Here is a 13,257-nt window from a genome sequence, read left to right as displayed (position 1 = left end):
TGGGCGCGGGGCACCGGCATGTCCGGGGCGGGGACGGGTCACTCTCCGGCGAGACCGCCGAGCATGTGACCGAAGGAGCGCCCCTCGCCCAGGTAGGTCGCCGGGTCGAACGGATCGGCGATCGTGGCGGCCTCCCGTCGTGCGACCGCGTCAGCGAGTTCGCGCGCGCCCTTCTCGACCCGCTTCGCGAGCGGTGCGACGTCGTCCCCGCCGCCGCCCCAGTCGCTCGAGGCCGCGAAGACGCCCGTCGACACCGCGTCGGCGTGCAGGTAGGCGAACAGCGGGCGGATCGCGTAGTCGATCGCGAGGGAGTGCCGCGGGGTTCCCGCGTTGGCACCGATCAGCACCGGCTTCCCGGCGAGCGCGTCCGGGTCGAGCACGTCGATGAACGACTTGAACAGCCCGGAGTAGCTCGTCGAGAAGATCGGCGTCACGGCGATCAACGCATCGGCCGAGACCACCGTGTTGATCGCCGTCTCGAGGGCGGGAGGGGCGAATCCCGTCAGCATGTTGTTCGTGATGTCGTGCGCGTGGTCGCGCAGCTCGATCACATCGACGGTGGCGTCGATGTCCCGCTCGGCGAGAGCCTTCACGGTCTCGGCGGCCAGCCGGTCGGCGAGCATCCGGGTGGACGAGGGGTTGGAGAGTCCCGCGGAGACGACCGCGATGCGACGCGTGGTCATCTCACGCCCCCTTCCGGCCGAGTCCGAACGCGGCGCCCGCGGGAGCCGGGGTGTCCTCGTAGGGCGAGTCCGCGGTGAGGTTGTCGCCCCGGTTCGCACCGGGACGCGCCTGCCGCGTGGGTCCGTCGCCGTAGGTCGCCTTCACCCGCGCGGCGTGCGTCGGCGCGTCCGGCACCCCGGCGGGGCGGTCCTTCGCCAGCTCCTTGCGCAGCACCGGCACGACCTCGGATCCGAGGATGTCGAGCTGCTCGAGGACCGTCTTCAGCGGAAGGCCGGCGTGGTCGATGAGGAACAGCTGACGCTGGTAGTCGCCGTAGTGCTCGCGCATCGCCGCGTAGCGGTCGATCACCTGCTGCGGAGAGCCCACCGTGAGCGGGGTCATCTCCGTGAAGTCCTCCATGCTCGGCCCGTGGCCGTACACGGGCGCGTTGTCGAAGTACGGACGGAACTGGTTGACCGCATCCTGCGACTTCGCGGCCATGAACACCTGACCGCCGAGACCGACGATCGCCTGCTCCCGCGTGCCGTGACCGTAGTGCTCGAATCGCTGACGGTACAGCTCGATGAGGCGCTGGTAGTGCTCCTTCGGCCAGAAGATGTTGTTCGCGAAGAAGCCGTCGCCGTAGTAGGCGGCCTGCTCGGCGATCTCCGGTGTGCGGATCGAGCCGTGCCACACGAACGGGGCGATACCGTCGAGGGGACGGGGCGTGGAGGTGAAGCCCTGCAGCGGGGTGCGGAACTTGCCCTCCCAGTCGACGACGTCCTCCCGCCAGAGCTTGTGCAGCAGGGCGTAGTTCTCGATCGCGAGCGGCAGACCCTGCCGGATGTCCTGCCCGAACCACGGATAGACCGGTCCGGTGTTGCCGCGCCCGAGCATCAGGTCCATGCGGCCGTCCGACACGTGCTGCAGCATCGCGTACTCCTCGGCGATGCGCACGGGGTCGTTCGTGGTGATGAGCGTCGTCGAGGTCGAGACGATGAGGCGCTCCGTCTGCGCGGCGAGGGCCGCGAGGAAGGTGGTGGGGCTGGAGGACCAGAAGGGCGGGTTGTGGTGCTCGCCGATCGCGAAGACGTCGAGCCCGACCTCCTCGGCGTGGGTCGCGATGGCGAGCGTCGCCTTGATGCGCTCCTGCTCGCTGGGGGTGACGCCCGTGGTGGGGTCGCGGGTGATGTCGCTGACCGACATGATGCCGAACTGCATCGCCTGCGCGCCTGACTGCTCGCTCATGATTGCTCCGTGTTCTCCGAACCGGACGACTCGCATCCAGTTCTATTCATTTGAATGTAATCGTGTCAACGCGTGCACGGCAACTTTATTCCCGACCGGTAGCCTCGGAGAATGAGCACCACCGGGGTCGGGACGACGGGGCCCAGCACGGGCCCGGTCCCCCGCAAACGCCGCCGCGTGCCCTTCTGGGACAACGCGCGCTACGCCTGCATCGTCCTCGTCGTCCTCGGCCACGCCATCCAGCGGCTGATCTACGACTCGGACATTGCCTTCGCGTTCTACCTGGCCCTCTACGCCTTCCACATGCCGGCGTTCGCGATCATCTCCGGATACTTCTCCAAATCCGGCTCACCGACGCGCACGCAGATGGCCCGGGTGATCACCGACATCATCCTCCCCTACGTCATCTTCGAGACGCTGTGGACGCTCACCAAGTGGCTCGTGGAAGGCGAGACGACCCCGAACCCGACCCAGCCGAGCTGGACGCTCTGGTTCCTCCTCGCCCTGGGCATCTTCCGTCTCGTCCTCCCCTACCTCGCCCTCCTGCGCTGGCCGGTGCTGTGGACGATCGTGATCTCCGTCGGCGCCGGCTACCTCCCGAACGTCGACAGCACCTTCTCGCTCTCGCGCACGCTCGGCCTGCTGCCGTTCTTCGCGCTCGGCTGGTGGCTCCGGGAGAGGAACGTCGTCGATCGTCTGCACCTGCTCGACGCCCGTCCGTGGTGGACGCGGGTGGCCGCCGTCGCCGTCCTGGCCGCGGCGGGATGGGCGGCCTGGAATTGGCTGCCCGTGTGGCAGGCGACGGACCTTCGCCATTGGCTGTTCTACGAGGATTCGTACTCCGACCTCGTCGGGGACCAGTGGTGGGCCGGCGGGATCCGCATCGCGCTCATGCTGCTCGCGGTCGTCCTCTGCGCGGCGTTCTTCACCCTGATCCCCCGCGGCTCGTACTGGTGGACGACCTTCGGGCAGTACACGATGTACGTCTATCTCCTGCACTCGTTCGTCCTCTACCCGTTCCGCCAGAGCGGCGTCCTGCGCGACCTCGAACCCACGTGGATCTGGCTGCCCCTTGTGACCGCGCTGTCCGTGGTCCTCGCCCTGCTCCTGGCCACCGCACCCGTCCGCCGCGTCTTCCGCCCGCTCGTGGAGCCGCGGCCGCGCTGGCTCTTCGCGGATCCGGCGCTCGCCTCCCGAGAGGGCCGACGCGACGACCCCACCGGTTCGCGGCGGCCACGATGACTCCGAGGCAACCGCCGGCGACCCGTGCCTCCGCCGTCCGGGACCGCCTCGTGGCGATCGCGGAGGCACAGCGCTTCACCGCGCACGGACTACACGTGCGGATCGGCGACGACACCGCCGCCCACCGCTGGACTCCCGACGTCCGGGAGGACGTGCACTCCATCGCCAAGGGCATCTGCGTGCTCGCCGCCGGGATCGCCGTGGACGACGGCCTGATCCGGCTCGACGAGCCCGTCGCCGCCCTCCTGCCGGACCATGAACTCGGCGAGGGCACAGCGGAGGTGACGCTGGAGCACCTGCTGACGATGACCAGCGGCATCGACCTACCCTGGTCGGAGACCCTGATGACGGACTGGCCCGACCTCGCCAGGGAGTTCCTGCGGCGACCCTCCCGCGGGTGGGTGTTCCAGTACTCGAACGCGAGCACCTACACCGCCATGACGGCGCTCGCGGCGCGCGTCGGCGACGTCGGCGACTATCTCGCGGCGCGTCTGTTCACACCGCTCGGCATCGCGGACGTCACGTGGTCGCGCTGCCCCCACGGACGGATCGAAGCCGGCGGTGGCCTGCCGCTCCGGACCGCGGAGGTCGCGAAGCTCGGTCAGCTGATCCGCGATCGGGGCTCCTGGCAGGGACGCCCCCTCGTCTCCCCGACCTGGATCGATCGCATGCACCAGGACGGCGTCGTCGCGGGCGAGAACCCCGGCTACGACCGCTACGCGCTCGCCGGCTGGCGCGGCCCGGGACGCGCGTGGAGGCTGCACGGCGCCCACGGGCAGCTTGTGCTGTTCCTCGACGACGCGGTGGTCACCGTCACCGCACACGACCATGCCGGGGCCGACGCCTTCGCGGCGGCCGTCGTGGCCGTGCTCGAGGAGAACGTGCCCGCGGCGTGACGGCGGCTCAGGCGAACAGGTCGGCGCCGACGTACGATCCGGGTCGCGCTCCCCGCGGGATCGCCCAGATCCCCGAACCGACATGCCGGATGTACTCGTTCATACGATCCGTCGACAGCCGTCGCTGCACGGCGATGAACTGGGCCGGATCCCGCTGGTACGAGAGGAAGAACAGTCCGGCGTCCAGTCGCCCCAGGGCGTTGTTGCCGTCGACGTAGTTGTACCCGCGGCGCAGGATCCGGATGCCGTCGTTCTGTTCCGGGTGCGCCAAGCGCACGTGGCTGTTCGCGTCGATCGCGGATCCCCCGAAGTCGGGTGCCGTGAACTCGTCGCCGCCAGAGAGCGGCGCGCCCTCCCCCTTGTCCCGTCCGATGATCGTGTCCTGCTCCGAGAGGCGGACGCGGTCCCAGGTCTCGATGAGCATCGCGATCTTCCGCGCGACGAGGTACGACCCGCCGGCCATCCACGAGGGCTCGTCCTCGGCGGAGACCCAGACATGATCGGCGAGAGCCGCCGCGTCGTCGGCGAGGATGTTGGCCGTGCCGTCCTTGAAGCCGAAGAGATTCCGCGGCGTGGCCTGCGCGGCCGTCGTCCGGGAGGTCTTGCCGAAACCGAGCTGGGACCACCGGAGGCGGGCGCGACCGAACGCGATCCGGCTGAGGTTGCGGATCGCGTGCACCGCGACCTGCGGGTCGTCGGCGCAGGCCTGGATGCACAGGTCGCCGTGCGATGCCTCCGGGTCCAGATCGTCCCCGAGGAAGGCCGGGAGGCGTTCGAGGCCGGCCGGCCGCCGGCTCGCGATCCCGTAGCGGTCGCCGTCCTCGTTCTCGAAGAGTCCCGGGCCGAAGCCGAACGTGAGGGTGAGACCGGACGCGGGCAGCCCGAGCGCCTCACCCGTGTCATCCGGAGGCGCCTCGGCCGAGCCGTTCACCGCGCCGCTCGCACTCACCTCGAGGCCCTGCGTCATGCGCGCGGCCGCGTAGGACCAGTCCTGCAGCAGGGAGATGAGGTCATCGCGATCCGTGCGGGGCATCATGTCGAAGCTCGCGAAGTGCAGGTGATCCTGCACCGGCGTCGTGATGCCGGCCTGATGCGCGCCGAAGAACTCGTACCGGGACTCCGCCTCCTCCGCAGCCCGCGCCCGCCCGAGGGCCACCCCACCGGTGAGTCCCGCCCCCATCCCGACGGCCAGGCCCGCCACGCCGCCGCCGACGGCGAGGCCCAGCAGGCCACGGCGGCTGAGGCCACCCGGGGTGGGCGCGGTCTCCGAAGACTCCTCCGGGCGCGGTTCCGACTCGCTCATGTCCGTCCTCTCGGGGTGCCGGATCAGTCGAGCACCGTGCTGGTGAGCTGCGAGAGCGGCTCAGCGAGCGCGTTGATGAGGTCGGTGAACTCGCGCTTGTCGGCCTCCGTGAGCTCGGCGTAGCCGACGAAGCCGTCCTCGAGCGAGCCGTGCGTGGCGAGGGACTCCTCGAGGGCGGTGTATCCGGCCTCGATCTCGGCGACGAGCGCCTTCCCGTCCTCACCCTGCGCGGCGGCGAAGTCCTGCACGAGGGAGAACGCCATCCGCGAGCCCTCCACGTTCGCCGCGAAGTCGAACAGGTCGGTGCCGGACCACCAGTCCTCCTCGCCGGAGATCTTCCCCGTCGCCACCTCGTCGAGCAGCGCGATCGCGCCGTTGGAGATGCCGCCGATGCCCTGATCGTCGAGCGCGGTGGTGAACTCCTCGGAATGCACGTAGTCGTACAGCTCCTGCACGTCCGCGAGCAGGAGGTCGCCGTAGTCGGCGCGTTCCGCAGGCGTGGACGGCGCCCAGTCCTGCCAGGCCGGGGTCTCCCCGTCGGCGTTCAGCGCGTCCTTCGCCGGCACCCAGAGGTCCTTCTCGATGCGATGGAACCCCGTCCAGTCCAGGCCCTCCGCGACCGCGTCGACCTCCCGGTAGTCGATGCGCGGGTCGAGGTCGCCCAGCGCCTCGGCGACCGGCTCGATGCGCTCGTAGAAGGCCCGCGTCTGCGGGAACAGCGTCCGCGCGGTCGCGTCGTCGCCGGACTCGTACGCGGCCACCAGCTCCTCCACGGCCGGCACGAGCTGGCCGACCTGGTCCTTCACGAAGGCACCGTAGAGATCGACGGCCTTCTGCTTCTGCTCCGCGTCGGGTCCGTCCACGGCCACGCGGTCACCGGTGACGGTGAACGAGGCCCGGCCGACACCCTCTCCGACCATGCCGGGCTTGCACAGGGTGAAGTACTCACCGGGCTGCGCGACGACCGTGAGCGTGCGGGAGGCCGCGGGAGCGATGTTCTCCACCTCGCCGACGATGCGCAGGCCGTCCTCCGCCAGGAGGTAGAACTCGGAGACCTGATCGGTGTCGTTGGTCACGTCGAACGTGAGCGTGCCGCTCTTCGCCGTGCTCCCCGACACCGCACAGTCGCTGTCGGTCGACGAGACGTCGAACGCCGCCGAGGCGTCGGTCTTCGCATCGCTCTTCGCGACGCAGCCGCTGAGGAGGAGGGCGGCGGCACCCGCGGCAGCCGCCGCGGCCAGGACCCGGTGCGAGGTGATCATGCTGCTCCTTGCTGTGTGAGGGAGGACGGCGGGACGGACTCGGTCCGGCTTCCGCGCGAGGGGCGACGCCCGCCGCGCAGACCGCGGAGGTAGAGACCGCCGACGACGAGGAGGTACAGGCTCCAGGCGGTCACCTGCAGCCAGGTCATCGCAGGCATGAAGCCCACGGTGGCTTGGAGGACGGATGCGAGCGGTCCGCCCGGAGCGATGGTGGCGGACACGTCGAACGCCCATCCGAACGGGAAGGCCGCCGCGCCGACGAGGACCGCGCCGCTCACGGGATCCAGCGGCGCCGCCGCGGTGAACGGTCCAGGGAGAACGCCGGCCTCCTGCAGATCCATGAGCGCGTAGGCGAGGACGCCCGCGGCCACGATCACGAGGAAGCCGCCCGTCCAGGCGAAGAAGCGCCGCAGGTCGAGGCGCAGCGCTCCGCGCGAGATGAGCCACCCGAGGAGGACCGCGACGGACAGACCGAGCAGGGCGCCCAGCAGCGCCGACGGCGCGTCGCCGAACGACTGCACCATCGACCACAGCAGCAGCGTCGTCTCGATGCCCTCCCGGGCGACGGAGACGAAGCCGATCGCGATCAGCGCCCACAGGCCGCCCACCGTGAGGGCGCGATCGATCCCGCCCTCCAGGGTCGCCTTCATGGTGCGGCCGGCGCGCTGCATCCAGAAGATCATCCACGTCACCATCGCGACCGCGACCAGCGAGAGCCCGCCGCCGATCAGCTCCTGAGCCTGGAAGGTGAGCTCATAGGCGCCGAAGGTGAGGACCGCGCCGATGCCCAGCGCGAGGGCGATCGCCAGACCGACACCCGCCCACATCTTCGGCAGGGCGTCGTTCCGCCCCAGCCGACGGAGGTAGGCGACGAGGATGCCGACGACGAGCGCGGCTTCGAGACCCTCGCGGAGTCCGATGAGGAAAGTGGCGAGCACGGGAGACACTCTCTGACAGGAACTGAGGTAAGGCATCCCTTACCCACGAGACTCTAGCACCGCCGCGATCTCCTTCCCGCCACCATCGACGGAAGTAATGGAGTGCAACAGAGGAATCGCGGGTGCGCAACCCGGCATAGCCTCGGTCCATGGCTGAACTCTCGCTCCCCATCCTCGACCTGTCCCAGCTCGACGACGGCCCCGAGGCCGCGGCGCGCTTCCGCGACGACCTCCGCGCGGCCACCCACGACGTCGGCTTCTTCTACCTGACCGGCACCGGCGTCTCCCCCGAGCTGGAGGCACGGCTGCACCAGGCGGCCCGCGATTTCTTCGCGCTCCCCGAAGAGGACAAGCTCGCCATCGAGAACGTCAACAGCCCGCATTTCCGCGGGTACACGCGGATCGGCGGGGAACGCACGCAGGGCAAGATCGACTGGCGCGAGCAGATCGACATCGGCCCCGAGCGCGAGCCGGTGGACGGCGGCCCCGCCTTCAACCGCCTCATCGGTCCCAACCTCTGGCCTGCTGCGCAGCCGGAGCTGAAGGAGGTCGTCACCGAATGGCACGACACCCTGACGGAGGTCGCCCGCAAGCTCCTGCGCGCCTGGGCTCTCACCCTCGGTGCGGACGAGACGTACTTCGACGAACCCTTCCGCGATCCGTCGACCCTGATCAAGATCGTGCGCTACCCGGGCACGAACGAGCCGGAACCGCAGCAGGGCGTCGGCGCGCACAAGGACTCCGGCGTGCTGACGCTGCTCTGGGTCGAGCCCGGCAAGGGCGGACTCCAGGTCGAGCGCGACGGCGAGTGGGTGTCGGCTCCCCCGGTGCCCGGCGCCTTCGTCGTCAACATCGGTGAGCTGCTCGAGTACGCCACCGGCGGGTATCTCAAGGCCACGAACCACCGTGTGATCTCGCCGCGGGCACCGGAAGAGCGCATCTCGATCCCGTTCTTCTTCAACCCCGCGCTCGATCAGCAACTGCCGCTGCTCGAGCTCCCCGCCGAGCTCGCCGCCGAGGCGACCGGAGTGACCGAGGACCCGAGCAACCCGATCCACGCGACCTACGGCGAGAACGCGATGAAGTCCCGGCTGCGCGCGCACCCGGACGTGGCGGCCATCCACCACCCCGATCTGGTGCAGGCGAACGCCTGACATCCCCACATGACGAAGGCCGCCCCACACCGTGGGGCGGCCTTCTCAAGAATGTTCTGCGCGATTGAACGCTGGGTCCGTGGTGCCTTATCGGCGAAGACCAAGGCGTGCGATCAGCGAGCGGTAACGCTCGATGTCGACGCTCTGGAGGTAGCCGAGCAGACGACGGCGCTGACCCACGAGCAGGAACAGACCACGACGCGAGTGGTGGTCGTGCTTGTGCTCCTTCAGGTGCTCGGTGAGGTCCTTGATGCGCTGCGTCAGCATCGCGGCCTGCACCTCGGGGGATCCGGTGTCACCGGGGTGCGTCGCGTACTCTTCGATGATCGCCTTCTTGACGTCTGCTTCCAGTGCCATAGATTCGATCCCCTCTCTGCTTGTTGCGCGGCGCCCGACGCCTGATGCGTGAGCTCTCTTTATCCGCGGCCGATCGAACGGCAACCTGACGAGTCTACCAGCCTCGACGGCCACCCCGGGACACGGCGCCCGAGGTGAGGATCGTCGGTCAACTAGGCTCGGACCGTGCAGAAGAAGACCGCCCCGTGACCCCCCGCCGCGGCCATCTGATCGATCTCACCCCGCTGACGGCCAGTCCCGCGTTCGCCCGCATGTGGATCGGCTCGACCCTCGCCGGCATCGGCGGGCAGCTCACGATCGTCACCGTCATGCTGCATGTGTTCGTCCTGACCGACAGCACGTTCGCCGTCTCGATGATCGCCGTCGCCGGCCTCCTCCCGATGATCCTCGCCGGCCTCTACGGCGGGATGCTCGCCGACGCCTTCGACCGGAGGCGGGTCGCGCTGATCGCCGCGACGATCACCTTCGCCTCCACCGCCCTGCTCGCCGCACTCACCTGGACCGGCACGGAGACGATCTGGTGGCTCTACGCTCTGAGCATCGTGAACTCGGCGGCCAACTCGGTCGGCATGGCCACGCGCACGGCCATCGTCCCCCGACTCATCCCCCGCCACCTGCTCGCCGCCGCCTCCGCCCTCAACGGCGTCGCCTTCGGCCTCACCGTCATGGCAGGTCCGGCGCTCGCCGGGCTCCTCGTGGCTCTCACCGGCTACGGCTGGACCTACACGATCGACGTCGTGCTCATGCTCTCGATGTTCCTCGGACTGTGGACGCTGCCCGCGCTCCGCCCGGAAGGCGAGGTCGTGCGGCCCGGTCTCGCGTCGCTCGTCGACGGCTGGCGCTTCCTCCGCCGGGCGAGCAACATCCGCATGCAGTACGTCATCGACATCATCGCGATGACGTTCGGTCAGCCCCTCGTGCTCTTCCCCGCGCTCGGCACCGTCATCCTCGGCGGCGGGGCGTTCACGACGGGGATCCTCACGGCAGCCGTCGCGGTGGGCACCTTCTCGTCCAGCCTGTTCTCCGGACGCGTGGTGCAGTACCGGTGGCACGGGCGGGGAATCGCGCGCGCCGTGGAGGCGTACGGCGCCTCGATCCTGCTGTTCGGCATCGTCCTCCTCATCGGCGCGTTCTCGGCGACGCCCGCCGGCGAGGACCGCCCGCACATCGGGCTGATCGTCGCCGCCTGTGCGGCCCTCGCGCTCTCCGGGGCATCGGACAACGTCAGCTCCATCTACCGCAACACGATGATGCAGGCAGCCGTGCCCGACGCCATGCGCGGGCGCCTGCAGGGCCTGTTCGTCGTCGTCGTCGCCGGGGGGCCGCGGGTCGGCGCCCTGTACGCCGGGACACTCGCGACGCTGACGACCCTCTGGTTCCCGCCGCTGCTCGGCGGCCTCCTCGTGATCGCCCTCGTGGCGCTGCTGGCGCGGCGTCACCCCCGGTTCCGCGCCTACGACGCAGAGAACCCCGAGCCCTGACGGGCCCGGGGTTCGAGAGGGTCGGCGCGTCAGTCCTGCTGCAGCGCACCCTGGAGGTCGAGCGTGATCGTGACGTCCTTGCCGACGAGCACGCCACCGGTCTCCAGCGCGGCGTTCCACGTGAGGCCGAAGTCCTCGCGGTTGATGACGGTCTTGGCCGAAGCACCCGCCTTGTAGTTGCCCCACGGGTCGCTGCCGAAGCCACCGAAGTCGAGCTCGAAGGTCACCGGCTTGGTGATGCCGCGGATCGTCAGGTCGCCGTCGACGAGGAAGTCGCCGCCCTCGACGCGAGCGCCGGTCGACACGAAGTCCATGGTCGGGAAGTTCTCGGTGTCGAAGAAGTCGGCGGAGCGGAGGTGCTGGTCACGACCCTCGTCCTTGGTGTCGACCGAGGTCACGTCGACGGAGGCCTCGACCTTGGCGTCGAGGGGGTTCTCCGGGGCGACGAGCGTCGCGCTCTTCACGCCGAACGTGCCGCGCACCTTCGAGATCATCATGTGACGGACGCTGAAGGTCACCTCGCTGTGCGAAGGGTCCAGGACCCAGGTGCCGGGACGGTAGCCGGGGATGTCGATGCTGCTCATGTTGCTCCTCAGGAGAAGTCGGCCGCGGTGGCGGCGAAGGGACGGGACCGCGATCGTCCGCGGCACCCTTCCGACAACATACATTCATTCGCATGTATTCCCGACCTGATCGGAAATGTGTCGGAAGACGCAGGAGCGCCCCGCACCACGAGGGTGCGGGGCGCTCCGATGCATCGATGTCAGCCGACGGCGACCAGGTCGATGATGAAGATCAGCGTCTTCCCGGAGAGGAAGTGTCCTCCGCCGGCGGGGCCGTAGGCGAGGTGCGGCGGGATGATCAGCTCGCGACGACCGCCGACCTTCATGCCGGGGATGCCGTCCTGCCATCCCTGGATCAGGCCGCGGAGAGGGAACTGGATGGTCTCCCCGCGCCCCCACGACGAGTCGAACTCCTCGCCGGACTCGAACTCCACACCGGCGTAGTGGACGGTCACGGTGTCACCGGGCTTGGCCTCGGCACCATCACCCTCGATGATGTCGCGGATGACCAGTTCTGCGGGCGCAGGGCCGGTCGGGGCGTCGAACTCGGGCTTTGTGCGATCAGTCATGGTCCCATCCAACCGGACCCCCGAGCGCCCGGTCAACGCGACCGCACCTGCTCACAGCGAACACCTCGCCGGCTCACACCGACGCATCGATGCTCTTGACAGGCCCTAAGTCCTGGGTGCACCCTGGTGGCAGATCAACTCAGCGCCCGGGAGACATGCAGGCATCGCCGCAGCACCGGGCGCTGAGTCTGTCCGGGGGCACCGTGTCAGTATGCGAGCAGAGCAGCGCGGACGGCCCTGGTACGGATGAGCAGCGCCCGCTCGTCATCGACGGCGAGAGGGTCACGACCGGTGATCGCGCGCTGCCGGACCGCCGCCAGCGCCGTCGCATCCTTGATGAACTCGCGCATGAGCGGACGCCGGTCGCCCCGCAGCTGCGCCGCCCACGCGAGTCCGACCTTGCGTCCGGTGGGCGTGGCGAGCATGGTGACCTCCTCGGGCGTGAACCACCCGGCGGCCGCGTACTCCGCCAGCCGATCGCGGGTGAGCCGGGCCTCCTCCTTCCGCAGCGCGATGATCCCCAGGATGAAACCGATGAACAGCGGCACCTGCAGCGTGAAGTACAGACCGAAGAAGTCGGCGAAGGTGGCGGACCCGTTCCAGAGCGCGTGCAGGAAGATCGCACCGAGCATCCCGAGCAGACCCGCGCCGACCGCCGCGCCCGCGGACGAGTGCCGTCGGGCGACGAGACCGATCGCGAACCCGGTCAGGGAGGTGAACATCGCATGCGCGAACGGGGACAGCACCGCCCGCACGATGAAGGTCGCGCCGAGCTGCTCTCCCCCGCCCTCGATCAGGCTGATGGCGAAGTACTGGATGTTCTCGGTGAAGGCGAAACCCGCGCCGACGAGGGCGCCGTAGACGACACCGTCGACGGGGCCGTCGAAGGACCGGCGCGCGAGGAGGAAGATGAGGAAGACGCCGAGGCCCTTCCAGAACTCCTCGACGATCGGCGCCTGGATCACCGCCGAGAACTCCTCCGAGCGGAGGCCGAGCAGCATCGTGAGTCCGATGTCGACGAGGAGAGTGAGCCCGACGGCCGCGACCGCGCCCCACGCGATGGCGAACGCCACGAGCCGCTTGGGTTCGGGCTCCCACCGGTCGATCATGCGCACTCCGAGGAAGACGATAGTGAGCGGGATCAGCGCCAGGACCAGCCCGATGACCGACGCGGTCGGTCCGAGCGCCCAGCCGAAGTAGCCGATGAGCGCGAGAAGGAGGAAGCCGAGGAACCCGAAGAGCCACAGCGAGATCGTGCGCCCCTTCCTGTTCGGCACCGGAAGGGCCGGCAGCGACTCCGCCGGTGACGGCGCGACCGGCGCCGGCGGTGTGTACGGCGTCGGCTGGGCGAGGGCCGACGCGTAGCCCGGCCGCTGGCCGAAGGCCGAGGGCAGATAGGGCGACTGCGCGTACTGCGCCGCGGAGTACGCGGTCGGCTGCGGGTGCGATGCCGGCGGGGGCGTGTACCGGTCGGGCTGCTGGGGGTCGGACGGTCCTCCGAAGGTCATGCTCAAAGCTTATGGGGCACAAGCATCCGCGCCGGGGTCTGGGGGCTTCCTCCACCCGACGGGTCGCACGCAC

General features: G+C 69.6%; 13 protein-coding genes. 4 read left to right on the top strand and 9 right to left on the bottom strand.

Annotation, left to right across the window (positions count from 1 at the left end):
• Positions 1–38 precede the first annotated feature (38 nt).
• Together KAF39_RS10875 and KAF39_RS10870 are read right to left on the bottom strand one after the other, a co-directional pair.
• Positions 39–683, bottom strand: a complete 645-nt coding sequence (locus KAF39_RS10875) for an FMN reductase (protein WP_210677264.1) — start codon at positions 681–683, stop codon at positions 39–41.
• A gap of 1 nt (position 684) precedes the next feature.
• Positions 685–1,911 carry an LLM class flavin-dependent oxidoreductase gene (locus KAF39_RS10870; RefSeq protein ID WP_210677263.1) on the bottom strand — a complete coding sequence of 409 codons (1,227 nt, stop codon included), beginning with the start codon at positions 1,909–1,911 and terminating at the stop codon, positions 685–687.
• Between the two features lie 111 nt (positions 1,912–2,022).
• Here KAF39_RS10870 and KAF39_RS10865 point away from each other — a divergent pair, with 111 nt between their 5' ends.
• Complete coding sequence (locus KAF39_RS10865) at positions 2,023–3,153, top strand: acyltransferase family protein (RefSeq protein WP_210677262.1); 1,131 nt, start codon at positions 2,023–2,025, stop codon at positions 3,151–3,153.
• The gene (locus tag KAF39_RS10860; protein ID WP_210677261.1) at positions 3,150–4,049 is read left to right on the top strand and encodes a serine hydrolase; all 900 of its coding nucleotides are present in this window, start codon (positions 3,150–3,152) and stop codon (positions 4,047–4,049) included. The genes KAF39_RS10865 and KAF39_RS10860 overlap by 4 nt, the downstream gene beginning before the upstream one ends.
• A gap of 7 nt (positions 4,050–4,056) precedes the next feature.
• On the opposite strand, the gene efeB is transcribed toward KAF39_RS10860, so the two are convergent.
• The 3 genes from efeB to efeU are packed head-to-tail and all read right to left on the bottom strand — an operon-like array spanning position 4,057 to position 7,552.
• Entirely contained in the window at positions 4,057–5,352 is a 1,296-nt protein-coding gene (efeB, locus tag KAF39_RS10855; protein WP_210677260.1) for an iron uptake transporter deferrochelatase/peroxidase subunit, read from the bottom strand.
• A gap of 23 nt (positions 5,353–5,375) precedes the next feature.
• Complete coding sequence (gene efeO / locus KAF39_RS10850) at positions 5,376–6,614, bottom strand: iron uptake system protein EfeO (protein WP_210677259.1); 1,239 nt, start codon at positions 6,612–6,614, stop codon at positions 5,376–5,378.
• Positions 6,611–7,552, bottom strand: a complete 942-nt coding sequence (gene efeU / locus KAF39_RS10845; protein WP_210677258.1) for an iron uptake transporter permease EfeU — start codon at positions 7,550–7,552, stop codon at positions 6,611–6,613. Before efeU ends, efeO begins: the two co-directional genes overlap by 4 nt.
• A gap of 149 nt (positions 7,553–7,701) precedes the next feature.
• Here efeU and KAF39_RS10840 point away from each other — a divergent pair, with 149 nt between their 5' ends.
• Positions 7,702–8,706, top strand: a complete 1,005-nt coding sequence (locus KAF39_RS10840) for an isopenicillin N synthase family oxygenase (protein WP_210677257.1) — start codon at positions 7,702–7,704, stop codon at positions 8,704–8,706.
• A gap of 87 nt (positions 8,707–8,793) precedes the next feature.
• Here KAF39_RS10840 and rpsO read toward each other — a convergent pair whose 3' ends face one another.
• Positions 8,794–9,063, bottom strand: a complete 270-nt coding sequence (gene rpsO, locus KAF39_RS10835; RefSeq protein ID WP_017203073.1) for a 30S ribosomal protein S15 — start codon at positions 9,061–9,063, stop codon at positions 8,794–8,796.
• Positions 9,064–9,248: 185 nt separating this feature from the next.
• Here rpsO and KAF39_RS10830 point away from each other — a divergent pair, with 185 nt between their 5' ends.
• Positions 9,249–10,544 carry an MFS transporter gene (locus KAF39_RS10830; protein WP_210677256.1) on the top strand — a complete coding sequence of 432 codons (1,296 nt, stop codon included), beginning with the start codon at positions 9,249–9,251 and terminating at the stop codon, positions 10,542–10,544.
• Between the two features lie 29 nt (positions 10,545–10,573).
• On the opposite strand, the gene KAF39_RS10825 is transcribed toward KAF39_RS10830, so the two are convergent.
• From KAF39_RS10825 to KAF39_RS10815, 3 genes are all read right to left on the bottom strand, one after another.
• Positions 10,574–11,128: a YceI family protein gene (locus tag KAF39_RS10825; RefSeq protein WP_025103197.1), complete on the bottom strand. Its 555-nt coding sequence runs from the start codon at positions 11,126–11,128 to the stop codon at positions 10,574–10,576.
• Positions 11,129–11,307: 179 nt separating this feature from the next.
• On the bottom strand, positions 11,308–11,676 hold the full coding sequence (locus KAF39_RS10820; protein WP_025103196.1) for an FKBP-type peptidyl-prolyl cis-trans isomerase: 369 nt from the start codon (positions 11,674–11,676) through the stop codon (positions 11,308–11,310).
• A 206-nt stretch (positions 11,677–11,882) separates the two neighbouring features.
• The gene (locus KAF39_RS10815) at positions 11,883–13,184 is read right to left on the bottom strand and encodes a PrsW family intramembrane metalloprotease (protein WP_246878287.1); all 1,302 of its coding nucleotides are present in this window, start codon (positions 13,182–13,184) and stop codon (positions 11,883–11,885) included.
• Positions 13,185–13,257 lie beyond the last annotated feature (73 nt).

The organism is Microbacterium sp. BLY, assembly GCF_017939615.1.
Taxonomy (GTDB): domain Bacteria; phylum Actinomycetota; class Actinomycetes; order Actinomycetales; family Microbacteriaceae; genus Microbacterium.
This window is presented reverse-complemented; position numbering and strand designations above follow the sequence as displayed.

What these genes read in the sequence shown, in the direction of transcription:
- KAF39_RS10820 (WP_025103196.1), bottom strand. Translation starts at nt 11,676, where the DNA reads ATGACTGATCGCACAAAGCCCGAGTTCGACGCCCCGACCGGCCCTGCG.
- KAF39_RS10865 (WP_210677262.1), top strand. Translation starts at nt 2,023, where the DNA reads ATGAGCACCACCGGGGTCGGGACGACGGGGCCCAGCACGGGCCCGGTC.
- KAF39_RS10840 (WP_210677257.1), top strand. Translation starts at nt 7,702, where the DNA reads ATGGCTGAACTCTCGCTCCCCATCCTCGACCTGTCCCAGCTCGACGAC.
- KAF39_RS10815 (WP_246878287.1), bottom strand. Translation starts at nt 13,184, where the DNA reads ATGACCTTCGGAGGACCGTCCGACCCCCAGCAGCCCGACCGGTACACG.
- KAF39_RS10875 (WP_210677264.1), bottom strand. Translation starts at nt 683, where the DNA reads ATGACCACGCGTCGCATCGCGGTCGTCTCCGCGGGACTCTCCAACCCC.
- KAF39_RS10825 (WP_025103197.1), bottom strand. Translation starts at nt 11,128, where the DNA reads ATGAGCAGCATCGACATCCCCGGCTACCGTCCCGGCACCTGGGTCCTG.
- rpsO (WP_017203073.1), bottom strand. Translation starts at nt 9,063, where the DNA reads ATGGCACTGGAAGCAGACGTCAAGAAGGCGATCATCGAAGAGTACGCG.
- KAF39_RS10870 (WP_210677263.1), bottom strand. Translation starts at nt 1,911, where the DNA reads ATGAGCGAGCAGTCAGGCGCGCAGGCGATGCAGTTCGGCATCATGTCG.
- KAF39_RS10860 (WP_210677261.1), top strand. Translation starts at nt 3,150, where the DNA reads ATGACTCCGAGGCAACCGCCGGCGACCCGTGCCTCCGCCGTCCGGGAC.
- efeB (WP_210677260.1), bottom strand. Translation starts at nt 5,352, where the DNA reads ATGAGCGAGTCGGAACCGCGCCCGGAGGAGTCTTCGGAGACCGCGCCC.
- efeO (WP_210677259.1), bottom strand. Translation starts at nt 6,614, where the DNA reads ATGATCACCTCGCACCGGGTCCTGGCCGCGGCGGCTGCCGCGGGTGCC.